Below are 23,649 nucleotides of genomic sequence, written 5' to 3' on the forward strand. Positions count from 1 at the left end.
CCCGATCAGACGAAACCGATCAGGCCGGAGGTATCAACATATCTGGCGTTGACTTTTGGCACGCTGTTGAGTTCTCAAGGAACGGACGCTTCCTTCGTACTCACCCGAGATACTCTCTCGCGGCTTTCCTCCGGGCGCTTCCCTTCGGTGTTTCCAACACTATCAGGCTTTCCCGGTGCTTCTGACCACCGTCCTGCGAGCATGCAGAAGGCGATCCAGCGATAGGATCTGATGAGTTGGTTGCTGCCGGGCGAGGACGTGTTGCTTGGCATCGCTCAACCGCAGGCAGAGTCACAACTGTACACGGGGCCGCGGAACGGGTGCAAATCCATGGCGAGTGTGGTCTAGACCTCTATTCGGAACACTCGTGCGGAACCGGTACTTCCTATGACATACGCTGCTGCACAGTGTGCCGTCCGGGACAGGCAGTGACGGCTCGTACAGATCCCCGCCCTGGGAGGCTTCCCATGACCACCGTCTCGTCCCCGCTCGCAGGACGCGCCATCGGCCTGGCCGCTGTGCCGGATCCCGTCTTCTCCGGGGCCATGGTCGGCCCGGGCACCGCCATCGACCCCGTGCGCGAACCCTCCGAGGCGGTCGCCCCCGTCGACGGTGTCATCGTTTCCCTGCACCCGCACGCCTTCGTCGTCGTCGACGACAGCGGGCACGGTGTGCTGACCCACCTCGGCATCGACACGGTGCAGCTCAATGGCGAGGGGTTCGAGCTCCTGGTGAACAAGGGCGACACCGTGGTCCGCGGTCAGGGCGTGGTGCGCTGGGACCCGGCCGGGGTCGAGGCCGCGGGCAAGTCGCCGATCTGCCCGATCGTGGCCCTGGAGGCCACGGCCGAGGCGCTCGCCGAGCTGCGTGAGGACGGCGACGTGAAGGCCGGCGAGAGTCTCTTCCTCTGGAAGTGACGTCGACGCCGTCGTCCGACGGCCGGCAGGACAACCACCGCGGCGGCGGGACCCGCCGCATGATCGGGACGGGTGAGATGGAGACAACGCTGCGAGGCGTCGGGGTGAGCCACGGAGTGGCGATCGGCGAGGTTCGGCACATGGGAACGGCGGTCCTGGAGCCGCCGGCCAAGCAGATTCCGGCCGAGGACGCGGAGCGCGAGCAGGGGCGTGCCCGCAAGGCCGTGGAAGCTGTGGCCGCCGATCTGATGGCGCGCGGCAACCTGGCCGGGGGCGAGGCCCAGGCGGTTCTCGAGGCGCAGGCCATGATGGCCCAGGACCCGGAGCTGATGGCGGACGTGGAACGGCGGATCACCGTCGGCAGCACGGCCGAGCGGGCGGTCTACGACGCCTTCGCCGCATATCGCGCCCTGCTGGCCGGTGCCGGTGAGTACCTGGCCGGTCGTGTGGCCGACCTCGACGACGTGCGGAATCGTATCGTCGCCCGGCTGCTCGGGGTGCCGATGCCGGGTGTCCCGGACAGCGACGAGCCGTACGTCCTCATCGCGCGGGATCTCGCGCCGGCCGACACCGCGCTGCTGGACCCGACGCTGGTCCTCGGCTTCGTCACCGAGGAGGGCGGGCCGACCAGTCACAGCGCGATCCTCGCGCGGGCGCTCGGTGTGCCGGCCGTGGTCGCGCTTCCCGGGGCGGGCGAGATTCCCGAGGGCACGGTCGTGGCCGTCGACGGGAGCACCGGTGAGGTCTTCGTGAACCCCGACGCCGAGAAGAAGGCGCGGCTGGCGGCGGAGGCGGCCGAGCGCAAGGCGGCGCTGGCCGCCGCGACCGGCCCGGGTGCGACGTCGGACGGGCACAAGGTGCCGCTGCTCGCGAACATCGGTGGTCCCGCCGACGTACCGGCGGCGGTGGAGGCCGGGGCGGAGGGCGTCGGTCTGTTCCGTACCGAGTTCCTCTTCCTCGACGACAGCAAGAAGGCGCCGTCGGAGGAGAAGCAGGTCTCCGCCTACCGGCAGGTGCTGGAGGCGTTCCCCGAGGGCCGGGTCGTCGTGCGCGTGCTGGACGCCGGCGCGGACAAGCCGCTGGACTTCCTGACCCCGGGCGACGAACCGAACCCGGCGCTGGGTGTGCGGGGGCTGCGGACACTGCTGGACCACCCGGACGTGCTGCGGACGCAGCTGACGGCGCTGGCGAAGGCGGCGGAGGGTCTGCCGGTCTACCTCGAGGTCATGGCGCCGATGGTGGCGGACCGGGCGGACGCCAAGGCGTTCGCGGACGCCTGCCGCGAGGCCGGGCTGAGGGCGAAGTTCGGCGCGATGGTGGAGATCCCGTCGGCCGCGCTGCGTGCGCGCTCGGTCCTCCAGGAGGTCGAGTTCCTGTCGCTGGGGACGAACGACCTCGCGCAGTACACCTTCGCCGCCGACCGTCAGGTGGGTGCGGTGTCCCGGCTGCAGGACCCGTGGCAGCCGGCGCTGCTCGACTTGGTCGCGCTGTCCGCCGAGGCGGCGAAGGCCGAGGGCAAGAGCTGCGGCGTGTGCGGTGAGGCCGCGTCGGATCCGCTGCTGGCGTGTGTGCTGACGGGTCTGGGTGTCACCTCCCTGTCCATGGGTGCGGCGTCGCTGCCTTACGTGCGGGCGACGCTGGCGAAGTTCACGCTGGCGCAGTGCGAGCGGGCCGCCGCGGCCGCCCGGGCGGCGGAGAGCGCCGAGGAGGCGCGCAACGCGGCTCAGGCGGTGCTGTCCGGCGAGTAGGGCCGGGCGGGGCCGCGGCTGCCGCTGTGTGCGGGGCGTTCCACCTCCGGGTGGGGCGCCCCGCGGTCGTCAGTGGTGGTGTCCCGGGGGCAGGTGGTCGTCTCCTAGGTCGGGCGGAGCGCAGTAGTCGACGTTGGACTCCGGGGAGATGAGGTCGCCATTCTCGACGTCGGTGCAGTAGGCGTCGAAGACCTCGCCGGCGGTGAGGGGTTCGAGGCCGTATCCGCGCAGTCGCCAGCCGTGGATGCGGTCGGGGCCGCTCGCCGGGCTGATGCGCATGACGAGTCCGCCGGGGCTGTGGGTGGCCAGGCCGAGGGCGAGGACGCTGGTGAATTCGAGGGCCTCGGCCTCGTCGAGGTGCGGGGTGCCGTCGATCTCCTCGTCGGCGTGCAGCACGGAGACGAGGTCTTCCGGGGATCCCGAGACGCTGCACACCAGGTGCCGGTTGCCCGGTGGGGCCGTGCGCAGGACCTGGAGCAGGAGGCGCGAGGCTCGGGTGAAGGCGGCTCGGCCGAGGTCTTCGCCGCAGGTGGAGCAGGTGCCGAGGCGGGCGAGCAGGGTGGACGCGTACTCCCAGGTGGCCTGGCGGACGGCTTCGTCGACCAGGGCCGGCAGGAGGTCGGTGAGGGGCTGGCCCTCGTACGGGACGGTGGGTCCGTTGGTGGCGAGTTCGGCGGTGAACCGGGTCCGGCTGGCGGGGGCGTCGGGGTCGAGGCCCGCAGTGGTGCAGAAGTCGGCGTACTCCTCCGGGTCGAAGAGGGCGATCGTGGTGTGGGTGCCCTCTGCGGCGCGTGCCCTCAGGAGGGCTTCCACCTGGCGGAGATAGGCGGCGTGGTCGTGGAAGGTGAAGCTGCGGTAGCGCCGCATGGCGCGGAAGTCGTGTTCGTCGGTGAGCAGTCCGATGGTGCCCGCGATTTCGCGGCGCAGGACGCGTCGCATGGTCTGGTCGGTGTGCGCCATGTTTCCCCCTGTGCACGGTCGATCAATGCTCACTCACAGTAATCGGCGGCACTGACAACGGCGTCGGGCGGGCGCGGGTGAGCCGGCCGCCGTCGAGGGCGGCCGGCCGGTCGAGGGCCTGGTCAGGAGCGTTTGCGGGCCAGCTCCTCGTAGAAGTGGAGCAGGTCGAGGTTGTCGATGGAGCCGGGGTTGACGGCCTTGTCCAGGGGGGTGCCCTGGAGGAGGCGCTTGACCGGGACCTCGATGCGTTTGCCGGTCAGGGTGTGCGGGATGCCGGGCACCTCGATGACCTCGTCGGGGACGTGGCGCGGGGAGAGTTGTTCGCGGATGGTCCGTTTGATGCGGTCGAGCAGGGGATCGTCGAGGGTGGCTCCTGGGGCGAGGTGCACGAACAGGGGCATCCAGTAGCCGCCGTCCGGTTGTTCGATGCCGATGACGAGGGATTCCCTGATCTCGGGGAGTCGTTCGACGGCTTCGTAGATGTCGGCGGAGCCCATGCGGACGCCCTGCCGGTTGAGGGTGGAGTCGGAGCGGCCGTGGATGACGACGGAGCCGCGTGAGGTGAGGGTGATCCAGTCGCCGTGCCGCCAGACGCCGGGGTAGGTGTCGAAGTAGCTGTCGTGGTAGCGGCTGCCGTCGGGGTCGTTCCAGAAGCGGATCGGCATCGAGGGCATGGGGTTGGTGACGACCAGCTCGCCGACCTCGTCGGTGAGGGGGTTGCCCTGGGGGTCCCAGGCCTGGAGGTCGGTGCCCAAGCCGGGGGCCTGGAGTTCGCCGATGTACACGGGAAGGGTGGGGACGGCGCCCGCGAAGCAGGAGCACACGTCGGTGCCGCCGCTGACGGAGGCGATCCATAGGTCCGCGCCGCTCTCGGCGAACTCGTCGTGCAGCCAGCGGAAGCCGTCGGGCGGGAGCGGGGAGCCGGTGGTGGCGACGCACTGGATGCGGGAGAGGTCCAGGTCGCGGGCCGGGTGGACGTCGGCCTTGCGGCAGGCCATGACGTAGGCGGCGGAGGTGCCGAAGAGGGTGGCGCCGGTGCGTTCGGCGATGCGCCACTGGGCGTCCGTCGCCGGGAATCCGGGGCTGCCGTCGTAGAGGACGATCGTCGTCCCGGTGAGCAGGCCGGAGACGAGGAAGTTCCACATCATCCAGCCGGTCGACGTGTACCAGAAGAAGCGGTCCCCGGGGCCGAGGTCGCAGTGCAGGCCGAGCTGTTTGAGGTGTTCGACCAGGATGCCGCCCTGGGACTGGACGATGGCCTTGGGCAGGCCGGTGGTGCCGGAGGAGTACAGCACCCACAGGGGGTGGTCGAAGGGCACCTGTTCGTAGACGGGTTCCGTGTCCGCGGCCGTCAGGGTGCCCCAGTCGAGCGCGCCCTCGGGGGCTTCGGTGCCGAGGAGCGGGATGTGGACCACGGCGCGCAGGGTGGGCAGTTCGCGGCGGAGTTCGGCGACGGTGTCGCGGCGGTCGTGTTCCTTGCCGCCGTAGCGGTAGCCGTCGACGGTGAACAGGACGACGGGTTCGACCTGCTGGAAGCGGTCCAGGACGCTGCGGGCGCCGAAGTCGGGGGCGCAGGAGGTCCAGACGCCGCCGACGGCCGCGGTGGCGAGGAGGGCGACCACGGCCTGGGGGATGTTCGGGAGGTAGCCGCTGACGCGGTCCCCGGGGCGGACGCCGAGGGCCCGCAGTTCGGCGGCGAGCGAGCCGACCTGGCGGCGCAGCTCACCCCAGGTGACGGGGGTGGTTTCGTGGGTCTCGTCGACGTAAAGGAGGGCCGGTTCGTCCGCGCGGGTGGCCGCGGCGCGCAGGGCGTGCTCGGCGTAGTTGAGGCTGGCGCCGGGGAACCACTGGGCTCCGGGCATCGCGCGGTCGCCCAGTACGCGCGCGTAAGGGGTCGAGAAGCGTACGTCGAACCATTCCGTGACGGCTTTCCAGAAGGTTTCCGGCTCGTTCACGGACCAGCGGTGCAGTGCGGGGTAGCCGCCGTCGGCGGGGGCGTCGTGGTGCTCGGACGCCCAGGTCTGGAACCTGGTGATCCGCGCCTGGGCGACGCGCTGGGGGTCTGGCTGCCAGAGCGGCTGGGGGGTGACGGTCGACATGGGCGGCTCCCGGACTGTGCGCGTCGTGTGCGTCCTCCGCGCACGGGCTGGGGTGTGCGCGTGACGCGGCTGACACGGACGATGCCATGTGATCGACTTCCGCACCAGGGCGTGCCCCACATAGTCGGTGTCGTGAAGATGTGGTCCCGTCACGGGTGAACGGCAGTTGAACGACGCCCCTGGGCGCGCTCGTCGATGGCAGGGTGAGCAGCATGGACGGTCGTGACCTGGTGCGTTCGATGAAGACGTTCGGTTCGGCGGGGGCGGCGCAGGGGTTGCGTACCGTGCGGGCGGCGTGGCGCCGGAGGCGGGCCGATGCCGAGGGACTGCCGCCGCGGGGTCCGGAGCGCGCGCGGGTGCCGGGGCCGATGCGGGAGGTGGAGCCCGGGCCGGGGGGTGGGGTGATCCGGTTCGGCCGCTCGGAGCTGCGCATCCTCGTCGCCGTGAACGGGGCGGTCTTCTGGGGCTGGGACGGGGCCGGCCCGGAGCCGTCGTACGCGTTGGCGGGCCGCTGTCCCGAGCCGGATCCGCGGGCGGTGCTGGAGCCGGACAAGGACGGCGGCCGGCGGGTGGTCGCGGAGCGGGCCACGGTGGCCGTGTCCCGGCACGGTGCGGTCGAGGTGCGGACCCCGGGGGGTGTGGTGCTGCGGCGTGAGCTGCCGCCGCGCTGGTGGGAGCCGGCCGATGGCGGGCCGGCGCGCTGGACGCAGCGGTCGGAGGTGGCGGCGGACGCCCGGTTCTTCGGGCTCGGCGGGCGGGCCGCGGGGCCCCGGCTGCGAGAGGGCACGTACCGGCTGTGGAACACCGACTCGGGCCTGCCCTCCGTACCGGGCGCGGACCCGTTGTCCGTCACGATGCCGGTGCAGTTGGTGGTGGCCGACGCCGGGACGCATCTGGTCTTCCACGACAGCGCGTGGGACGGCACGGTGGACTTGCGGGAGGGCGAGGAGGGGGCGGGCTCCGGGCACGACCGGCCGGGGCGGAGTGTGCTGCGGATGGACGGCGGTCCGCTGCGGTGCTGGGTGATGGTGGGTACGCCCGCGCGCGTGCTGCTGGCCTGGGCGTCGCTTACCGGGGCGCCCGCGTTGCCGCCGTCGTGGGCGCTGGGTCACCATCACGCGCTGTGGGGCTCCGGCGACGAGGAGGAGGTACGGCGGGTCGTCACCGGCTATCAGGAGCGTGATCTGCCGCTCGACGCGGTGCACCTGGGCATCGGTCATGCGGACGCCCACCAGGTGTTCACCGTGGACGAGGAGCGGTTTCCCAAGCTGCCGGTCCTCGCCGAGGAGCTGCGGCGGGACGGGATCCGGCTGGTGTCGGTCGTCGAACCGGCGGTGCCCGCCGTGCCGGGCAACCCGGTGTACGACGGTGGGACGCGCGAGGACGTGTTCGTCCGGGAGGCCTCCGGGCCGGTCGTCCGGGGTGTGGCACGGGCGGGGGACGTGGTCTTTCCGGATTTCACGCACGCGCGGGTGCGCGAGTGGTGGGGCGAGCGCTACGAGGAGCGGCTGGGGCAGGGGTTCGCCGGTGTGTGGCACGACCTGAACGCGCCCACGTCGTTGGCCGCCTTCGGGGAGCCGACGCTGCCGCGCTCGGCCCGCCACTGGCTGGAGGGCAGGGGCGGTGACCACCGGGAGGCGCACAACGTCTACGGCCTGTGCATGGCTCGCGCCGCGTACGAGGGGCTGCGGGCCCTGGTGCCTGGTGAGCGGCCGTTCGTCGTCTCGCGCTCCGGGTGGGCCGGGCTTCAGCGGTACGGCGGCACTTGGTCGGGGGACGTGGCCACGGGCTGGCCGGGGCTGCGGTCGTCGTTGGCGTCGGTGTTGGGTCTCGGGTTGTGCGGGGTGCCGTATTCGGGGCCGGACGTGGGCGGGACCGACGGGAGTCCGTCGCCGGAGCTGTATCTGCGGTGGTTCCAGCTGGCGGCTCACCTGCCGTTGTTCCGCACCCACGGGGGGCCTCGGGCGGGGCGCAGGGAGCCGTGGGAGTTCGGGGCAGAGGTGCTGGAGCACGCGCGCGTGGCGCTCGCCGAGCGGCGTCGGCTGCTGCCGTACTTCGTGACGCTGGCGCATCTGGCCCGGCGTACGGGTGCGCCGTACGCGCGTCCGCTGTGGTGGTCGTCGCCGGAGGAGCGGGCTCTGCGGGACTGCGAGGACGCGTTCCTGCTGGGTGACTGTCTGCTGGTGGCGCCGGTGCTCGATCCGGGTGCGGACCGGCGTGCGGTGCAGCTGCCGCGGGGGCGGTGGTACGACGTGGTGACGGAGCGGGCGTACGAGGGGCCGGCGCAGGTGCTCGTGGAGGCTCCGTTGGCGCGGATCCCGGTGTTCGCGCGCGCGGGAGCGGTGGTTCCGGTGCGCGGGGAGGACGGGGCGCCGGAGTTGGAGGTGTGGGCGCCCGCGCGGGGGCGGACCGGCGGTGGGCTGGTCGTGCGGGACGCGGGCGACGGGTGGGTGGAACCGGAGATCGAGCGCTACGTGTCGCGCTGGGAGGGTGGGCGGGTGGTCGTGCGACGCGAGGGCGGGGACGGGGCGGGCGAGCCGTTCTGTCCGGTGCGTGTGCGGGGGCTGTCCGAGCGCCCGGCTCAGAGGTAGCGGCCCTCGAACCAGGACCGTACGGCCCTGGTGTGGAGCGGGAAGGCCAGCTCCTCCGCCCGGCGCAGGAGGTGCCAGCCCTCGGTCTCGTCGGTGGCGTGGGAGGCGGGGAGGCTTTCGACCGGACGCTCGGGGAGGGAGCCGAAGAGCAGCAGGTGGCCGTCGGGCGAGCTCATGGCGTCGGCGAGCCGTACGTCGTGGCTCGCCGCGTCGATGCCGGTCTCCTCCTTGAGTTCGCGGACGACGGCCTGCCGCCAGTCCTCCCGGTCGTCGATGTAGCCGCCGGGCAGGGCGACGCCCCCGCGCGCGGGCGCCACGGTGCGGGTGATGACCACCAGGGCGGTGCCCTGCGTGTCGTACACGGGCTGGAGGGCCACCGCGACCGGCAGTGGGTTGCGGTAGGCCACGGTGCCGCACGCGGGGCAGGTGCGGGGCCAGCCGGAGACGCCCTCTCCGTAGGGCGTACCGCAGCTCGAACAGTGGGAATTCGGCGCGGAGTTGGGAACGGAGGCTTGAGTTTCGGCCACGCGGCGGACTGTATCCGATCGCGGAGCGGGCGGCTCCGGCAGGCCGTTTCAGCCGCGGCCGGCGAGGGACCTGACGGAGACCGGGAAGTCGAAGTAGGTGTCCGGGTAGGGCTCGGGCTTGTACGTGAAGTGCCACCACTCCTCGGGGAGGTTTACCAGGCCGACGTCCTCCAAGGTGTGCTTGAGCAGGAGGCGGTTGGCGCGCTGGGTGCCCTGGATACGGGGATCGAGGGTGTGGGAGCGGGTGTCGAAGCAGTCGTATCCGGTGCCCATGTCGACGGAGTTGTCGGGGAAGCGTTCGTCCCGCGGTGCGAAGCACGGCACCAGGGGCTGTCCGGGCCGGTACGGCGGGGTGGGCCTCGCCGGGAGCCGTACGATCGTCAGGTCCATCGTCGAGCCCCGGCTGTGGCCGGACTTCTCCGCGATGTAGCCGTCGTCGAAGAGGCGGGTCTTGTCGACCTCCGGGTAGAACTCGGCCTTCATGTCCTGGTCGTCGAGGCCCTCGGCCCAGCGGACGAAGTGGTCGACGGCGCGCTGCGGCCGGTAGCAGTCGTACACCTTCAGGGAGTAGCCCTGGCGCAGCAGCCGGGTCTGCGCCTTGTGGAGGGCCTTGGCGGCGGGGCGGGTGAGGATGCACAAGGGTTGCCGGTAGCCGTCGATCGGTTCGCCGACGAAGTTGTGCGGGGTGACGTAGCGGATCTCCTCGATGATCGTCGGATCGACGCTTCTCAGGGCCACGAAGTTCTCCGGTGCCTTCGGTTCGGGCCGGGCCTGCGCGGTGGCGGGGACGGCCGTGACGGCGAGCAGGGCGGCGAAGGCGGTGGCCAGAGCGCGCAGCGCGGTCGAGAGTCGTGTCATGTTCCCTGCATCTATCAGGATCGACTCCCGTGAGGGAAGGGGGCGGCCCGGCGACTCACCGCGCGTGTGCGGTGCCAGTGAGCCGGAATCCCGCGTGAACGTCTCATGAACTGGGCCCGCGTGGGTGCCGGCGACGCGATCCTGCTCCCGTGCGCTCCTGGACGGATCCTCTCCGCTTCGCCTTCCAACCGGTGGTCAATCTGATGACCGGCGGGGTCGCGGCGCTGGAGATACTCGCCCGCCCGGAGAGCGGCGACATTCTGGCCGAGGCGCGCCGCGACCCCGAACTCGACGGCCGCCTGGCGGTGTCAGCGCTGCGCGCGGCGGTGCGCAAGGAGACGCTGCTGCCGCTGCACGTCAATGTGTTCGCGGGCACCCTCGCCGACCTGGGTGGGCTGCAGCCCCTGCACGACGCGGTGCGGGAGGCGGGCCGGATGCCGTGGGAGGTGACGCTGGACGTCTGTCCGCCGTACACGCACGTGCCGCGGCAGGCCCTGCTGGAGGCGTTGACCGTGCTGCGGGGGCAGGGGTTCCGGGTCTCCGCGGACGGGGTCGGCGACGGGGACGCGCCGCTGCGGCTGCTGACGGACATGGCGCCGGAACTGGTCAAGCTCGACGCGTCGCTGCTGGCCAGGCCGGCGGCCGTGCGGGCGATGCGGGTGCTGTGCGACGAGATGGGGGCGCTGCTGTCCGTCGAGGGGGTGGAGACGGAGAGGCAGTACGCCGTCGCGCGGGCGGCCGGGGCGCAATGGGCGCAGGGCGAGCTGTTCGCGCCGCCGGCCCGGCTGCCCGCGGCGGACGTGTACGTTCCGTCCGGCCCGCCCGGCGTCCTACCGGCGCCGCGGTCGGGGCCGTCGGTGCGGCAGTTCGTGCGGCCGGCCGCATTGCTGCCCGTGACGGCCTCGGCGGGTCAGGTGCGGGCCCTGCTCACCGGGTCGCCCGACGTGTCCGGGGTGCTGCTCGTGGACCGCGACGGCGTGCCGGTTCGGTCGGTGCACCGCTCCCGCTTCCTGCTGTCCATGTCGGCACGCTACGGGCACGCGCTGTACGCCGACCGCCCGGCCGCGAAGCTGGGTGACGCGCTGCGGACGGTGGGCGTCGACGCGACGGCCTGGGAGGTGCTGGACGTGGTGGCGGTCGGCGGCCGGGGCCGTACGTCGGACGACGTGGCCGTGGTGGACGCGTACGGGCGGTGCGTGGGCGTCGTACGGCTCGCGGACCTGGTGCGGGCGCTGGCCGAGAGCCGGGTGGAGGAGGCGGCCGGGCTCAACCCGCTGACCCGGCTGCCCGGTTCGGACGCCATCACGGACGAGGTGGACCGGCGGATCGCGGACGGGCGGGCGTTCGCGCTGAGCTGGCTCGACGTGGACCACTTCAAGCAGGTGAACGACGGGGCCGGGTTCGCCGCCGGCGACGAGTTGATCCGGTCGGTCGGGCAGGCGCTGCTCCGGTCGGCGAAGGGGACCACGCGCGTGGGGCACATCGGCGGAGACGACTTCCTGGTGCTCACCGACCCGGACGGGCTGGATCCGCTGATCGCCTCGGTGCTGGACGTCCCGTGGTCGGCCGGCGGGCGGCCCGTCACGCTCTCCCTCGCGACGGTCCTGTGCGCGCCGGGCAGCGTGCCGGACCACCGGCAGGCCGCGGCAGGACTGGCGCCGCTCAAGAAGGCCGCCAAGGCGTTGCGCGGCGCGAGTTGGGTGCTGGGCCGGGCGGGTGCGCCGGGGCACGAGGTCCGGCGCGGCTCGGACCGGTCGGCGGCGCCCGCGGGCTGAACGGACGCCCGCCGCGCCAGGGGGCGGGGGATGCCGTCGGCCACGCGCGCGTGGCGGCGCGTCGTCGGAACCGTTGCCGTCGGCCACCTTGACGCTCCCCGGACGCCGGTGAACACTTCCGGTGTCAGTCGACATCGCCGTACATCTCGGCGTATTCCGGCACTGCGTCGCGCGGGTTCCACGGTGCTCGGGGGCCCGCTCCCCCACGGGCGGTTCGGCTGCTACGGCACGCTCGTCACCCACGCCCCCGCGGCGGAACTCGCCATGGGAACGCACCCCGCACGTGAGGACCGGGGCCGACCGTCCCGGGCCAGGGCCTAGGAGCCGCCATGAGCAACGGAGACATCTTCGTCGGCGAGATCATCGGTACGGCGATCCTCATCCTCTTCGGCGCGGGTGTCTGCGCCGCCGTGACCCTCCGGTACAGCAAGGCGCGGGCGTCGGGGTGGGTGGTGATCGCGTTCGGCTGGGGGTTCGGTGTGCTGGCGGGCGCGTACACCGCGGCGCCCCTGTCCGGCGGGCATCTCAACCCCGCCGTCACCCTCGGGATAGCCGTCGACACCGGCGAGTGGGGCCAGGTCTGGGTCTACCTGCTCGGACAGTTCGTCGGGGCGATGCTCGGCGCCGTCCTGTGCTACCTCACCTACTTCGCCCAGTTCCAGGCCAACGTCCGCCAGACCGGTACCACCGAGGGCACCGCGGACGAGCCGGTGCCGACGCTCGGCATCTTCTCCACGATCCCGGAGATCCGGAACCCGGTCGCCAACCTGGTCACGGAGATCATCGCGACCGTCGGGCTCGTGCTGCCGATCCTGGCCTTCGGACTCACCGAGGGGCTCGGCGAGTCCGGGACGCTGGTGCTGATCGTCTCCCTGCTCGTGGTCGGGATCGGCCTCTCCCTCGGCGGGCCGACCGGTTACGCCATCAACCCCACGCGTGACCTCGGTCCGCGCATCGTGCACACCTTCCTGCCGATCCCCAACAAGGGCACCTCCGACTGGGGTTACGCCTGGGTTCCGGTGGCCGGGCCGCTGATCGGCGGGGTGCTCGCCGGGCTCATCTACAACATGGCCTTCTGAACGGCCCTCCGAACGGCCCTCCGTCCTCCGAATCCAGCCCAAGGGGCAGCCATGACGGACCACTCCACGAAGTACGTCGCCGCGATCGACCAGGGCACCACCTCCAGCCGCTGCATCGTGTTCGACCAGGACGGCGCGATCGTCGCCGTCGACCAGCGCGAACACCGCCAGATCTTCCCCAAGCCGGGCTGGGTGGAGCACGACGCCACCGAGATCTGGTCCAAGGTGCAGGCGGTGGTCGCCGGGGCGATCGCCAAGGCCGGGCTGCGGGCCGAACAGCTCAGCGCGCTGGGCATCACCAACCAGCGCGAGACGACCGTGCTGTGGGACCGGGCGACCGGCAAGCCGGTGCACAACGCCATCGTGTGGCAGGACACCCGTACCTCGGCGCTGTGCCGCCAGTTGGGCGGCACGGACGGGCAGGACCGTTTCCGCGAGTCGACCGGACTGCCGCTGGCCAGCTACTTCTCCGGGCCGAAGGCGGCCTGGCTGCTCGACAACGTGCCCGGCCTCAGGGCCCGCGCCGAGCGCGGGGAGATCGCCTTCGGCACCATCGACTCCTGGCTGATCTGGAACCTCACCGGGGGCACCGGGGGCGGGCGGCACGTCACCGACGTGACCAACGCCGGGCGCACCATGCTGATGGACCTCCGCACCCTCCAGTGGGACCCGGCCATCCTCTCGGCGATGAACATCCCCGAGGCCGTGCTCCCCGAGATCAGGTCGTCCGCCGAGGTGTACGGCACCGCCGTCGGCCAGCTCGCCGGCGTGCCCGTGGCCTCCGCGCTCGGCGACCAGCAGGCGGCCGTGTTCGGACAGGCCTGCTACGACGTGGGCACGGCGAAGAACACCTACGGCACGGGCAGCTTCCTGCTGCTCAATACCGGTGACCGGCCGGTGCCGTCGAAGAGCGGGCTGCTCACGACGATGGGCTACAAGATCGGCGACGAGGCGCCCGTCTACTGCCTGGAGGGTTCGATCGCCGTCACCGGCGCCCTGGTGCAGTGGTTCCGCGACCAGCTCGGCATCATCCGCGACGCGGACGAGATCGAGCCACTGGCGGCGAGCGTGGCGGACAACGGGGGCGCGTACATCGTGCCCGCGTTCTCCGGGCTGTTCGCGCCGTACTGGCGTTCCGACGCGCGCGGGGTGGTCACCGGCCTCACCCGGTACGTCACCAAGGCGCATCTCGCGCGGGCGGTGCTGGAGGCGACGAGCTGGCAGACGCGTGAGGTCGTGGACGCGATGTACCAGGACTCCGGGGTGCGCATCACGACCCTGAAGGTCGACGGGGGCATGACGAAGAACGGGCTGCTGATGCAGCACCAGGCGGACGTGCTGGGGGTACCGGTGATCCGGCCCCGGGTCTCCGAGACGACCTGCCTCGGCGCCGCGTACGCGGCCGGGCTGGCCACCGGAGTGTGGAACAGTCTCGACGAACTCCGGACGCACTGGCAGCGGGACGCCGAGTGGGCACCCGCGATGGAGTCTTCGGTGCGCGACCGCGAGTACCGCAACTGGCGCAGGGCGGTGGAGAAGAGCTTCGGCTGGCTGGAGGAGGAGGGCGGTCCGGGTCCGGCCGACTGAGGGTCGAGCCGGGGGTGTTTCGGGGTTCTCTCTGATGTTCGCGACATTCCGCTCGGATTGGATGGGGATCACGGAGCGCGATGACCGTCGCGTCCGAGCATCAGAGGCATCAGGGGGAAGCCGATGACTGATCGAGTGCGCCCGTCGGGGCGGCAGGGTGGTACGGCGAAACGGGGCGGAGCGGGACTCCGGACGGTCGTGGTGGCGTCGGTGTGCGCGCTGGTGGCCACCGGCACCGTCGCGGCGGTACCGGCCGCGGCCAACGGCCCGGACGACCAGGGGGACGGCTTACGCGGCCGGCACGCCGCGACTCGAGCGGCGTTGGACGCGATCGTCGCGGAAGGCACACCGGGTGCGCTCGCCTCGGTACGGGAAGGCCGTCACCGGTGGTCCGGCGACGCGGGCGTGGCGCACCTGGGGACGGGTGAACAGCGCCGTTCCGCCGACCACTTCCGGATCGGCAGCCTCACCAAGACCTTCACCGCCACGGTGCTGCTGCAACTGGACGCGGAAGGCGTCCTCTCGCTCGACGACACCGTCGAGGACTGGCTGCCGGGTCTCGTGCGGGGCCAGGGCAACGACGGCCGGAAGGTCACCCTGCGCCACCTGCTCAACCACACCAGCGGCATCTTCAACTACAACCGCGACGAAGGCTTCCTCGCCAAGTTCACCGGCGAGTCCTTCCTCGTCCACCGCTACGACGGCGCCACCCCCGAAGAGCTGGTGGGGATCGGCCTGTCCCACCCGCCGCTGTTCACTCCCGGCACCGGCTGGGCGTACTCCGACACCAACTACGTCCTGGCCGGCCTGGTCATCGAGAAGGCCACGGGTGACGACTACGCCGACCAGGTCGAGCGGCGGATCATCGGACCGCTGAGGCTCCGCTCCACCGTCGTGCCCGGCTCCTCCCCCGCCCTGCCGCGCCCGCACCGCAGGCACTACTCCAAGCTCTACGACGACGCCCCGAACGCCCCCGTGCACGACGTCACGGAGTTCAATCCCTCCGTCGCCGGTGCCGCCGGCGAGATCATCTCCACCACCCGCGACGTCAACCGGTTCTTCGGCGCACTGCTCCGCGGCGAACTGCTGCCCCGGCAGCAGATGAAGGAGATGTTCGACGCGGTGCCCGTCGTCGAGGAGGAAGGGGAGGGGGAGGCGGCGACGACGCGGCGGACGTACGACGCCACCGAGGGCACCGCCGTCTACGGGCTGGGGATCCGGGGCGACACACTCTCCTGCGGCGTGACCGTGTGGGGCCACGGCGGCCAGGTCCCCGGCTCCCTGTCGCGGGTGGCGGCCACCCGCGACGGCCGCCACGTGCTGGCCCTCAACAGAAACGGTGACTGGGGCAGCCAGGCCGCCGAGGACGCGGTGCTGGAGGCGGAGTTCTGTGACCGGTGACCGGCGCCGGTCAGGTCGTGACGACCCGGCGGCGGTCGGCCGCCTGGGCCATCGCGTGCTGGACCACGCCGACGAGGACCTCCTTGACCGACTCCCGGTCACGCGCGTCGCACATCACCACGGGCACGTCGGCGTCCAGGTCGAGGGCCTGGCGGACGGTCTCGGAGGGATAGCGGGCCGAGCCCTCGAAGCAGTTGACGCCGACCAGGAACGGGATGGAGCGCCGTTCGAAGTAGTCGACGGCGGCGAAGCAGTCCTCCAGACGGCGGGTGTCGGCCAGGACGACCGCCCCCAGCGCCCCCTCGGACAGCTCGTCCCACATGAACCAGAACCGCTCCTGGCCGGGCGTGCCGAACAGATAGAGCACCAGGTCCTCGCGCAGCGTGATGCGTCCGAAGTCCATGGCCACCGTGGTGGTGTGCTTCTCCTCCACACCGCTCAGATCGTCGACGGGCCGCCCGGCCTCGGTGAGCAGTTCCTCGGTGCGCAGCGGCCGGATCTCGCTGACCGCGCCGACGAGGGTGGTCTTGCCCACGCCGAAGCCGCCGGCCACCAGGATCTTGAGCGTGACGGGCTCGACCGGCGGCTTGCCGCGCTGGGAACGCCCGAAGATCATCGGTCTCTACTCCTTAACGTGCCGCTCGACGAGCCGACGGGAGGGTTCACAGTGCCCTCAGTCCATTGATCACGTCGCGCAGAATGTTCTCGTCCGGCAGTTCGGCCGGGGGTACGGGCCGGTTGACGTGGACGAGGTCGACGTCCACGAGGTCGCCGACCAGGACCCGTACGACCCCGATCGGCAGGTCGAGTTCGGCGGCGAGTTCGGCGACCGACTGCGGGGTCTCCCGGCACAGTCCGACGATGTCCACGTGCTCCGGCGAGAGGGTGACGTCCGCCTCGGGGTCGTCCGCGTGGGGTTCCGTGACGACCACCGCGATCAGGTCGAGGCGGTGCTGGGCCGCGCTGGTGGTGCGACCGCGCGTCATGGCGTACGGACGGACGACGGGGCCGGCCTCGTCGTCGAACCAGTGGTTTCTTCCCTGACCGTCTGCGCTCATGTCATCCCACTTACCCGCCCGAGGGCACATCGGTGCGTGGAGCGGTAGCCAGGTGTGCGCCGACCCGCTTGACGAGGAGGGTCATCTCGTAGGCGACCTGGCCGACGTCCGAGTCGGCGTCCGAGAGTACGGCGAGGCAGCTGCCGTCGCCGGCGGCGGTGACGAACAGGAAGGCGTCGTCGAGTTCGACGACCGTCTGCCGGACGCTGCCCGCCTCGAAGTGGCGGCCCACGCCCTTGGCGAGGCTGTGAAAGCCCGACGCCACGGCGGCCAGGTGCTCGCTGTCCTCCCTGGTCAGGTCCTTGGACGCACCCGTCGCCAGGCCGTCGCCGGACAGGACGACTGCCTTGCGGATGCTCGCGACCCGGTCCACCAGGTCGTCGAGGAGCCAGTTCAGCTCCCCGGACGTGGTCGCGCTGTGGCCGGTCGCCTTCGGTGCGGTCATCGACCGTCCCCCTCTGTCGTTCCTCGTGGTGCTGTTGGTGCCGTGCCGCCGGGGACGTCGTCACCCGCGGCGTTCTCCTCGCGCCCGCGCCGCCAGCCGCGCTGGAGTGAGGCCATCCGGCTGCGGACCTCGTCGGCGTCACGGTCGGCGGGGTCGGAGCGGTCCTCGGCGGACGGTTCGGGACCCTGCCGGAGCTGGGGTGCGAGGTTGGCCTGCCGTACGCGCCGGGGCAGCGCACCGGACTCCGCGGCGTCGGCGTCCCGGCCGTCGGCCCGGCCGCCCCCGGAGGCTCCGCCGCCGTCATGGCCCGCGGGGTGTCCGCGTCGCCGTCGGGAGGGCAGCGCGGGCGGTTCGTCCGCTCCTGCCCGCGGTGCGGCCGGGATGCGCGTACCGTCGGCGTCCGCGTCCGCCGGGGGCTGATCGTCCGCGCTGCCCCGCGGGTCCCGTGCGGGGACCGGGCGGCCGTGCGAACTGACCAGCTTGGGGGTGCGGCGGCGGGGCAGCGGGAGGGGTGCGTCCGCGTCGGCCAGGTCCTCGTCCTGGCCCGACCGGTCGTCGTCGGCCGCGGCGAGCGAGCGGCGCGGGCGGAACAGGCCGCCGCGTTCACCGTCCTCGTCGTCGAGCCCGCCCGGCAGGCGGTCGAGGGCGTCCAGGTCGACGGGCGCCTCCAGTTCCACCGGTCCGTCCAGCAGCGCGGCCGGCCGCTCCGGCAGCCGCGCGGGCACGTGCGACAGGGCCGAGCGACGGCTCTCCTCCCGCCCCTTCTCCTTGACGTGCTGGGGACGGTCGAGGCGGAAGCCGACGCCGTTGGTGTCCGGAGCGTCGTCCGAGAGCAGCGCGTCGGGCACGAAGACGACCGCGGTGGTGCCGCCGTACGGGGAGGGCTGCAGGGAGACCCGGACGTTCTGCCGCTGGGCGAGCCGGCTGACGACGAACAGGCCGAGCCGGTCGGTGTCGGACAGCTCGAACTCGGGGGTCTCGGCGAGCCGGAGGTTGGCGTCCAGGAGGGCGTCGGCCGCCATCCCGAGGCCGCGGTCGTGGATCTCCAGGGTGAAGCCGTTGGCGACGCGCTCGCCCAGGACCTGGACGGCGGTGTGCGGTGGCGAGAACACCGTGGCGTTCTCCAGGAGTTCGGCCACCAGGTGGGTCAGGTCGGCGACCGCAGGTCCGGTGACGGCCACCCGCGGCAGTCTGCGGACCTCGATGCGCTCGTAGTCCTCGACCTCGGCGACGGCGGCCCGCACCACGTCCATGAGCTGGACGGGCTTGCGCCACTGCCGGGACGGGGCGGCGCCGGAGAGGATGACCAGGCCCTCGGCGTGCCGGCGCATACGGGTGGTCAGGTGGTCGAGGCGGAACAGGTCGGCGAGTTCCTCGGTGTCCTCGGTCCTGCGCTCCATGGTGTCCAGCAGCGTGAGCTGCTTGTGCAGCAGCACCTGGCTGCGGCGCGCGAGGTTGACGAAGACCTCGGAGACACCGGCGCGGAGTTCGGCCTGCTTGACGGCGGCTTCCACGGCGGCCCGCTGCAGCGTGTTGAGGGCCTGGCCGACCTCGCCGATCTCGTTCCTGTCGTACTCCAGGCGCGGCACCTCGGTCTCCACGTCGACCTCCTCGCCCGCGGAGAGGCGGCGCATGACGCTGGGCAGCCGGACGCCGGACGCCTCGTGGGCCTCCAGTCTCAGCTGCTTGAGGTCACGGATCAGGGAGCGGCCGACGCGTACCGAGAGGAAGAGGGAGTAGAGCAGGGCGATCAGGCCGAGCGCGCCGGCGATGACCACCTTGGCGATGACGTTCGTAGCGACCGGGTCGACCCGGTCCTGGTAGCGGTCGGCCGCGTGGTCGTCGAGGGCGCCGAGTTCCTCCAGGACGCTGCCCGCGGCGGTGTCCCAGCTCTTGGCGGTGACGCCGCGGGGCGTCCCGGCCCCGGCGGAGAGGGCGGCCTCCTCGGCGGTCCGCAGCGGGGCGGAGGAGGCGTTCTTCCAGAAACGCTCGTAGCGGCCGCGTTCGGCGGACGGCAGCAGCGGCAGGTTGATGCCGTACATCAGGGTGCGCTGCGCCACGAGGTCGGAGACGTCCCGGATCTCGGCGCGGGTGAGCCGGCCGGTGACCAGGGCGGAGCCCAGGAGGGCGTCCTCGCGGGAGAGCAGTTCGCGGGCGCGGGAGAGGTTGACCAGCGCACGGTACTGCTTGTCCAGACCGACGTTGTCGACGACGTTCAGACTGGCGAGCAGGTCGTGGCAGGGGTCGACCAGGCGGTTGTAGAGGCCGAGCGCCTGCGCGCGGTCGACGGTGCCGTCCTCGACGCTGCGGCGCAGCGAGCCGATGCCGTCGAAGGCGTCCAGTACGGCGGTGAGCCGCTCCTCCTCGGCCTGTCCCAGGTCGTCGCGGACGCCGGCGTCGGCGGCGTTGCGGCGGATCTCGGCGACGGCGTCGTCCGTGGCGGTGCGGCTGCGCTGGAGGGCGGCGAACCCGTCGGAGGCGCGCGGGTCGGCGAGGTGGACGAGGGTCTGGCGGCGTTCCTGCTGGAGGACGCGGACGGTGTCCTCGATCGGGTAGCCGATCTCCTCGACGACGGTGGAGACGCTGAACAGCCGTTCCGCCTCGCGTCCCGTGAGTACCGTGGCGAACGCCCAGATCGCGGTCAGGGACACCAGCGGCACGAGAAGCAGCGCCACGATCTTCCGGCGGATCGACTTCCCGCGAAAGCGCATGGCCTCCCCCAGCTCGACCCCCTCCGGCAGGGGGTACACATGTGCGTCAACAAACGGCGCGAGCCTACTACTGACGCACACGTAACTCGAAGGCCCGTCCGGCGGACGAACCTCCGCGCCAGGGGACGGTGATGGTCAGTTGTCCGGTCATTGCGGGAGATTGCCTCCCGGGATCGGGGTGTGCGGGGAGGGTTCGGTTCCGGCTCGACCGGGCGGATTGGCCGAAATTCTTCGACTGCGCGGGCCTTTCGGGAACCTTGAGGGCCCGTCGTTCGTCGTTCACTACGGGAAATGGAGGCGGAATCGGCCACAGGAGCCGCATCCCGCCTCTGGGCGGCGTAAAGCAGCGCAAGCCGGGCAGCCAGAGGGGAGCCGTGTCGTGGGACACGGTCGAGCTGTCTGCTGGCGGTGGGGAGTGACATGTCGATGGGCACGGCGGAGCGGCGCGGGGCGCCCGAGGACGGCGGTGCGGCCCGGGTGACCGCCCGATCGGTCCCCGGGGCGCCGGATCGCGACATTCCGGCAGCCGGTACGGGCAGACCGGCGCGTGACCGGCCGGAGGGACCGGGGAGGCGGGCGGCGCGCGAGCAGCCGTCCGGTTACCGGCCGTTGTGGAGGGAGGAGCCCGCGCGGCGGCGTCGGCTGCCGGATCCGGTGCGCACGGCGGCCGTGCGCGCGGTGATCGTCGTCGCGGTGACGCTGATACTGGCGATGGTGGCCTTCCTGTGCACGATGGCGGAGTCGTGGCTGGCGTTCCCGATGGTGATCGGCAGCGTGGCGGGCACGGTGGTGGCCACGTGGGGCGTGCTGGACGTGTGGGTGACGCGGCAGGTCTGGAACCAGCGGCACGGCGTGGTGTCGGAGCCGAGCAGCACCGCGCGGGCCATGCGGCGCGAGCGTCGCCGGGCCCGGCGGCAGGCGCGGTCCGCCGAGCGGAGCCAGGAGCGGATACGCAGGCGGGGCGGTGGCGCGGGCCGTCTGTCACACCCTTGAGCGACTGCGCGGCCCTGAGCCGGAGGCCCACTCCGGGCACCGTGGGCGGGCCGCGACGCACGGCACGCCGGACGGGTGGCTCCGCCGACGTCCCTCGCCGGGTCACGCCTCACCGCGCGCCCGGGCTCGCCCCACCTGCGGTCACCGGTATCCCCGCCTCTTCGGCGGCGAGTTCGCGGCGGGCCCGCAGGAAGGGGCGGGGCCGGTCCACGGCGACCACGGCGGTCGTACGCCCGTCCCGTTCGTAGCGGGCCAGGAATCCGCCCTCGTCAGGCGCGCCGTCGGCGATCCCGCCCTCGGCGATGCGCACGGTGTCGCCGTCCCGGCGCCGGCCGGCGAACTGGAGGCGGGAGCCGTACTGGTCGGACCAGAAGTACGGCACCGACCTCGCGCTCTCCACCGTGCGTCCGGCGAGGAGGTTGCGCACCGCGGCCCGGGGCTGCTGGGTGGCGGAGGTCCAGTGCTCCGTACGGGTGCCGCCGACGCGGGCCACGTCGCCGACGGCGACCACCTGCGGCAGGGCGGTCACGCAGCCGTCGTCGCACAGGACGCCGTCGTTCAGCAGCAGCGGCGAGCCCGCCAGCCAGGCGGTGTTGGGGGTGGCACCGATGCCGACGATCACCACGTCCGCGGGCAGCGCGCGTCCGTCGGTGAGGTCGACCCCGGTGACGGCCGCCGTGCCGCGCAGTGCGGCCACGGACGCGCCGGTGACCAGCCCGACCCCGGCACGGCCGTGCAGGGTGGCGCAGACGGCGGCCAGTTCCGCGCCGAGTTGCGGCACGAGCGGCATCGCGGCGGCCTCGACGACGGTGACGGCGTGACCGAGGGCGGCGCACGAGGACGCGGTCTCCGCGCCGACGAAGCCGCCGCCGACCACGACCACCCGGCACGGACCGCGGGTGAGGCGCGCGCGCAGGGCGCGGGCGTCGTCCAGGGTGCGCAGGGTGTGGACCCCGGCGAGGCCGCCGCCGGTCAGGCGCCGTGCCGAGGCGCCGGTGGCAACGACGACGCCGTCCGTGGACACGGTGCGGCCGTCGTCGAGCAGCACGGTCCGCCCACGGGCGTCCAGGCCGCGGGCGCGGACACCGAGCAGCCAGTCGGCGTCCAGTTCAGCGGTCTCCTCGGCGTCGGTGAGCGCCAGGTGCTCCTCGTCGGCCCGCCCGGTGAGGAACTCCTTGGACAGGGGCGGCCGGTCGTAGGGCGGGTGGGGTTCGTCGCCGACCACCACAAGGCGTCCGTCGAACCCCTGGGCCCGCAGTTCCCGGGCGGCGTACAGGCCGGACAGGGAGGCGCCGACCACGGTCACGGTCCTCATGCGGCGCTGCCCTCCTCCGCGGCGAGGTGGACGTGGACGAAGCCGTCCTCGACGCTGACCCGGTGGGTGCGCACCGCCCGGCGGGCCGGGAGGCAGGTCGGCAGGCCCGTGCGCAGGTCGAACGAGGCGGCGTGCAGCGGGCATTCGACCAGGCAGCCCTCCAGCCAGCCCTCGGAGAGAGAGGCGTCCTGGTGGCTGCAGGTGTCATCGATGGCGTAGAGATCGCCGTCGTCGGTGTGGAAGACGGCGATCGGCGGATTCGTCTCGACGCGGGCGGACTCGCCCTTGGGGAGGTCTTCGAGACGGCAGACGGCAATCATGGGCTCCCCTCTCGGTCCGGAACGCGTGGTTCGGCGGGGTGCGGAGCGCGTACCCTTCCGGGATCCGGACGCTTCGGTAACATGATGTTTCACATGGCGCACTGGAGAGCGCTATGCGCAACAGAATCCGGGCGGGCGCCCGTGGCGTCAAGGGCTTCCCGCAGATGCGGCCCGATCGGGCCGCCAGGTGGTGAGAGTTGAGCCATGACCCGCACACAGCAGCAGCCCGACCCTGGTGAGGACCGCGTGGAGAACAAGCAGTCAGGCAGGGGCGCGGTGAGCGGCGTGCAGTCGGTGGACCGCGCCGTGACCGTGCTGGAGATCCTCGCCCGGCTCGGGGAGGCGGGTGTCACCGAGATCGCCGACGAGCTGGACGTGCACAAGTCCACGGCGTTCCGGCTGCTCGGCGTGTTGGAGAACCGCGGTCTGGTCGCGCAGGAGAAGGAGCGCGGCAAGTACTACCTGGGCGCCGGCGTGCTGCGCCTGGCGGGGGCCGCGGCCGTGCGGCTGGACATCTCGCAGGAGGGCGTGCCCGTCTGCCGCGAGCTGGCCGACGAACTCGGCGAGACCTCGAACATCGCGGTGCTGGACGACGACGCGGCGGTCAACGTGATGCAGGCCCGCGGCACCGCCTCCGTCACCGCGCAGAACTGGCTCGGCCGGCGCACCCCGCTGCACGCCACCGCCAGCGGAAAGGTGCTGCTCGCCCATCTGCCGACCACCTTGCGCGAGGGGCTGCTGGCCCGCCCGCTGCACCGGTTCACCGAGCACACCGTCACCGGCGCGGCGGTGCTGCGCGGCGAGTTGGAGACGGTGACCGCGCAGGGTTACGCGATCACGCAGGAGGAGCTGGAGATCGGGCTCGCGGCGGTGGCGGCACCGGTGCGCTCGCACGACGGCAAGGTGATCGCCTCGATCAGCGTCTCGGGCCCGGTGTACCGGCTGACGCCGGAGCGGCTGCCGGACCTGGCCAAGCGCGCGCTGGCGGCGGGGGTCGAGCTGTCCCGCCGCATGGGCTACGGCGGCTGAGCCCTCCCACCCGGCGGGGCAGCCCCGCTGACGTCCCGTCCGACGGCGCGGGACCCGAACTCCCTTCCGGGGCCCGGGTCCCGCGCCGTCCCGTGTCCGGTGTGCTGCGCACTCCGCGCCCGCCGCCCGCTCCTTTTGCCAAGGGTTCACCCGTACCTCTTGACGACCCCTCGACAGCGTTCCCACTATGTTTCTCATCGCGCAACCCATCGTGCAATGCGCAACAGCAGAGGAGC

20 protein-coding genes are annotated in these 23,649 nt (G+C 72.4%); 10 read left to right on the forward strand and 10 right to left on the reverse strand.

From position 1 onward, the window contains the following. The 3 genes from ACFC1X_RS32555 to ptsP all read left to right on the forward strand — a co-directional run. Nucleotides 1–225: hypothetical protein (locus tag ACFC1X_RS32555; RefSeq protein ID WP_376360700.1), on the forward strand; the 225-nt coding region annotated here is incomplete at its 5' end. A gap of 242 nt (nucleotides 226–467) precedes the next feature. After that, a complete protein-coding gene (locus ACFC1X_RS32560) occupies nucleotides 468–917 on the forward strand; it encodes a PTS glucose transporter subunit IIA (protein ID WP_125495409.1) in 450 nt (149 codons plus the stop codon). 77 nt (nucleotides 918–994) lie between these two features. Beyond that, nucleotides 995–2,665, forward strand: a complete 1,671-nt coding sequence (gene ptsP, locus ACFC1X_RS32565; RefSeq protein WP_376360916.1) for a phosphoenolpyruvate--protein phosphotransferase — start codon at nucleotides 995–997, stop codon at nucleotides 2,663–2,665. 69 nt (nucleotides 2,666–2,734) lie between these two features. Here the strand turns inward: ptsP and ACFC1X_RS32570 are convergent, their stop codons facing one another. Together ACFC1X_RS32570 and ACFC1X_RS32575 are read right to left on the reverse strand one after the other, a co-directional pair. After that, the gene (locus tag ACFC1X_RS32570; protein WP_376360704.1) at nucleotides 2,735–3,625 is read right to left on the reverse strand and encodes a hypothetical protein; all 891 of its coding nucleotides are present in this window, start codon (nucleotides 3,623–3,625) and stop codon (nucleotides 2,735–2,737) included. Nucleotides 3,626–3,747: 122 nt separating this feature from the next. Next, nucleotides 3,748–5,724, reverse strand: a complete 1,977-nt coding sequence (locus ACFC1X_RS32575) for an acetoacetate--CoA ligase (protein ID WP_376360707.1) — start codon at nucleotides 5,722–5,724, stop codon at nucleotides 3,748–3,750. A gap of 212 nt (nucleotides 5,725–5,936) precedes the next feature. Between ACFC1X_RS32575 and ACFC1X_RS32580 the strand changes: the two genes are divergently transcribed. Continuing rightward, nucleotides 5,937–8,315 carry a glycoside hydrolase family 31 protein gene (locus tag ACFC1X_RS32580; RefSeq protein WP_376360710.1) on the forward strand — a complete coding sequence of 793 codons (2,379 nt, stop codon included), beginning with the start codon at nucleotides 5,937–5,939 and terminating at the stop codon, nucleotides 8,313–8,315. On the opposite strand, the gene ACFC1X_RS32585 is transcribed toward ACFC1X_RS32580, so the two are convergent. Together ACFC1X_RS32585 and ACFC1X_RS32590 are read right to left on the reverse strand one after the other, a co-directional pair. After that, nucleotides 8,306–8,842, reverse strand: a complete 537-nt coding sequence (locus ACFC1X_RS32585) for an NUDIX domain-containing protein (RefSeq protein WP_376360713.1) — start codon at nucleotides 8,840–8,842, stop codon at nucleotides 8,306–8,308. The two genes, ACFC1X_RS32580 and ACFC1X_RS32585, sit on opposite strands and share 10 nt — an antisense overlap. Nucleotides 8,843–8,890: 48 nt before the next feature. After that, on the reverse strand, nucleotides 8,891–9,700 hold the full coding sequence (locus ACFC1X_RS32590) for a M15 family metallopeptidase (RefSeq protein ID WP_376360715.1): 810 nt from the start codon (nucleotides 9,698–9,700) through the stop codon (nucleotides 8,891–8,893). A gap of 149 nt (nucleotides 9,701–9,849) precedes the next feature. Between ACFC1X_RS32590 and ACFC1X_RS32595 the strand changes: the two genes are divergently transcribed. The 4 genes from ACFC1X_RS32595 to ACFC1X_RS32610 all read left to right on the forward strand — a co-directional run bounded on the left by ACFC1X_RS32595 (nucleotide 9,850) and on the right by ACFC1X_RS32610 (nucleotide 15,542). Further along, complete coding sequence (locus ACFC1X_RS32595; RefSeq protein WP_376360718.1) at nucleotides 9,850–11,475, forward strand: EAL domain-containing protein; 1,626 nt, start codon at nucleotides 9,850–9,852, stop codon at nucleotides 11,473–11,475. A 329-nt stretch (nucleotides 11,476–11,804) separates the two neighbouring features. Next, entirely contained in the window at nucleotides 11,805–12,554 is a 750-nt protein-coding gene (locus ACFC1X_RS32600; RefSeq protein WP_376360721.1) for an MIP/aquaporin family protein, read from the forward strand. Nucleotides 12,555–12,605: 51 nt separating this feature from the next. Next, a complete protein-coding gene (gene glpK / locus ACFC1X_RS32605; RefSeq protein WP_376360724.1) occupies nucleotides 12,606–14,141 on the forward strand; it encodes a glycerol kinase GlpK in 1,536 nt (511 codons plus the stop codon). Between the two features lie 123 nt (nucleotides 14,142–14,264). Continuing rightward, entirely contained in the window at nucleotides 14,265–15,542 is a 1,278-nt protein-coding gene (locus ACFC1X_RS32610; protein WP_376360727.1) for a serine hydrolase domain-containing protein, read from the forward strand. 10 nt (nucleotides 15,543–15,552) lie between these two features. Here the strand turns inward: ACFC1X_RS32610 and ACFC1X_RS32615 are convergent, their stop codons facing one another. Genes ACFC1X_RS32615 through ACFC1X_RS32630 form a run of 4 tightly spaced genes read right to left on the reverse strand, consistent with a single transcriptional unit; the run spans nucleotide 15,553 to nucleotide 19,756 of the window. Further along, nucleotides 15,553–16,158 carry an ATP/GTP-binding protein gene (locus ACFC1X_RS32615; RefSeq protein ID WP_365635707.1) on the reverse strand — a complete coding sequence of 202 codons (606 nt, stop codon included), beginning with the start codon at nucleotides 16,156–16,158 and terminating at the stop codon, nucleotides 15,553–15,555. 46 nt (nucleotides 16,159–16,204) lie between these two features. Next, nucleotides 16,205–16,600, reverse strand: coding sequence for a DUF742 domain-containing protein (locus ACFC1X_RS32620; RefSeq protein WP_161329009.1), 396 nt, complete (start codon nucleotides 16,598–16,600; stop codon nucleotides 16,205–16,207). Nucleotides 16,601–16,610: 10 nt separating this feature from the next. Beyond that, nucleotides 16,611–17,045 (reverse strand): roadblock/LC7 domain-containing protein, encoded by a 435-nt coding sequence (locus tag ACFC1X_RS32625; protein ID WP_376360730.1) that lies wholly within the window; start codon nucleotides 17,043–17,045, stop codon nucleotides 16,611–16,613. Beyond that, complete coding sequence (locus tag ACFC1X_RS32630; RefSeq protein ID WP_376360733.1) at nucleotides 17,042–19,756, reverse strand: nitrate- and nitrite sensing domain-containing protein; 2,715 nt, start codon at nucleotides 19,754–19,756, stop codon at nucleotides 17,042–17,044. The genes ACFC1X_RS32625 and ACFC1X_RS32630 overlap by 4 nt, the downstream gene beginning before the upstream one ends. Before the next feature lie 426 nt (nucleotides 19,757–20,182). On the opposite strand from ACFC1X_RS32630, the gene ACFC1X_RS32635 reads away from it, so the two are divergent. Further along, complete coding sequence (locus tag ACFC1X_RS32635) at nucleotides 20,183–20,749, forward strand: hypothetical protein (RefSeq protein WP_376360919.1); 567 nt, start codon at nucleotides 20,183–20,185, stop codon at nucleotides 20,747–20,749. 109 nt (nucleotides 20,750–20,858) lie between these two features. On the opposite strand, the gene ACFC1X_RS32640 is transcribed toward ACFC1X_RS32635, so the two are convergent. Both ACFC1X_RS32640 and ACFC1X_RS32645 read right to left on the reverse strand, forming a co-directional pair. After that, nucleotides 20,859–22,064 carry an NAD(P)/FAD-dependent oxidoreductase gene (locus ACFC1X_RS32640; protein ID WP_376360736.1) on the reverse strand — a complete coding sequence of 402 codons (1,206 nt, stop codon included), beginning with the start codon at nucleotides 22,062–22,064 and terminating at the stop codon, nucleotides 20,859–20,861. After that, the gene (locus tag ACFC1X_RS32645; protein ID WP_376360739.1) at nucleotides 22,061–22,384 is read right to left on the reverse strand and encodes a bifunctional 3-phenylpropionate/cinnamic acid dioxygenase ferredoxin subunit; all 324 of its coding nucleotides are present in this window, start codon (nucleotides 22,382–22,384) and stop codon (nucleotides 22,061–22,063) included. Before ACFC1X_RS32645 ends, ACFC1X_RS32640 begins: the two co-directional genes overlap by 4 nt. A 285-nt stretch (nucleotides 22,385–22,669) precedes the next feature. Between ACFC1X_RS32645 and ACFC1X_RS32650 the strand changes: the two genes are divergently transcribed. Then, nucleotides 22,670–23,413 carry an IclR family transcriptional regulator gene (locus tag ACFC1X_RS32650; protein ID WP_122617453.1) on the forward strand — a complete coding sequence of 248 codons (744 nt, stop codon included), beginning with the start codon at nucleotides 22,670–22,672 and terminating at the stop codon, nucleotides 23,411–23,413. Nucleotides 23,414–23,649: the final 236 nt, after the last annotated feature.

Origin of the sequence: Streptomyces sp. NPDC056128 (genome assembly GCF_042263835.1) — a bacterium.
GTDB lineage: Bacteria > Actinomycetota > Actinomycetes > Streptomycetales > Streptomycetaceae > Streptomyces.

Coding starts and splice junctions, on each gene's coding strand:
- ACFC1X_RS32560 (WP_125495409.1), top strand. CDS start 468: ATGACCACCGTCTCGTCCCCGCTCGCAGGACGCGCCATCGGCCTGGCC.
- ptsP (WP_376360916.1), top strand. CDS start 995: ATGGAGACAACGCTGCGAGGCGTCGGGGTGAGCCACGGAGTGGCGATC.
- ACFC1X_RS32570 (WP_376360704.1), bottom strand. CDS start 3,625: ATGGCGCACACCGACCAGACCATGCGACGCGTCCTGCGCCGCGAAATC.
- ACFC1X_RS32575 (WP_376360707.1), bottom strand. CDS start 5,724: ATGTCGACCGTCACCCCCCAGCCGCTCTGGCAGCCAGACCCCCAGCGC.
- ACFC1X_RS32580 (WP_376360710.1), top strand. CDS start 5,937: ATGGACGGTCGTGACCTGGTGCGTTCGATGAAGACGTTCGGTTCGGCG.
- ACFC1X_RS32590 (WP_376360715.1), bottom strand. CDS start 9,700: ATGACACGACTCTCGACCGCGCTGCGCGCTCTGGCCACCGCCTTCGCC.
- ACFC1X_RS32600 (WP_376360721.1), top strand. CDS start 11,805: ATGAGCAACGGAGACATCTTCGTCGGCGAGATCATCGGTACGGCGATC.
- glpK (WP_376360724.1), top strand. CDS start 12,606: ATGACGGACCACTCCACGAAGTACGTCGCCGCGATCGACCAGGGCACC.
- ACFC1X_RS32610 (WP_376360727.1), top strand. CDS start 14,265: ATGACTGATCGAGTGCGCCCGTCGGGGCGGCAGGGTGGTACGGCGAAA.
- ACFC1X_RS32615 (WP_365635707.1), bottom strand. CDS start 16,158: ATGATCTTCGGGCGTTCCCAGCGCGGCAAGCCGCCGGTCGAGCCCGTC.
- ACFC1X_RS32620 (WP_161329009.1), bottom strand. CDS start 16,600: ATGAGCGCAGACGGTCAGGGAAGAAACCACTGGTTCGACGACGAGGCC.
- ACFC1X_RS32625 (WP_376360730.1), bottom strand. CDS start 17,045: ATGACCGCACCGAAGGCGACCGGCCACAGCGCGACCACGTCCGGGGAG.
- ACFC1X_RS32630 (WP_376360733.1), bottom strand. CDS start 19,756: ATGCGCTTTCGCGGGAAGTCGATCCGCCGGAAGATCGTGGCGCTGCTT.
- ACFC1X_RS32635 (WP_376360919.1), top strand. CDS start 20,183: ATGGGCACGGCGGAGCGGCGCGGGGCGCCCGAGGACGGCGGTGCGGCC.
- ACFC1X_RS32640 (WP_376360736.1), bottom strand. CDS start 22,064: ATGAGGACCGTGACCGTGGTCGGCGCCTCCCTGTCCGGCCTGTACGCC.
- ACFC1X_RS32645 (WP_376360739.1), bottom strand. CDS start 22,384: ATGATTGCCGTCTGCCGTCTCGAAGACCTCCCCAAGGGCGAGTCCGCC.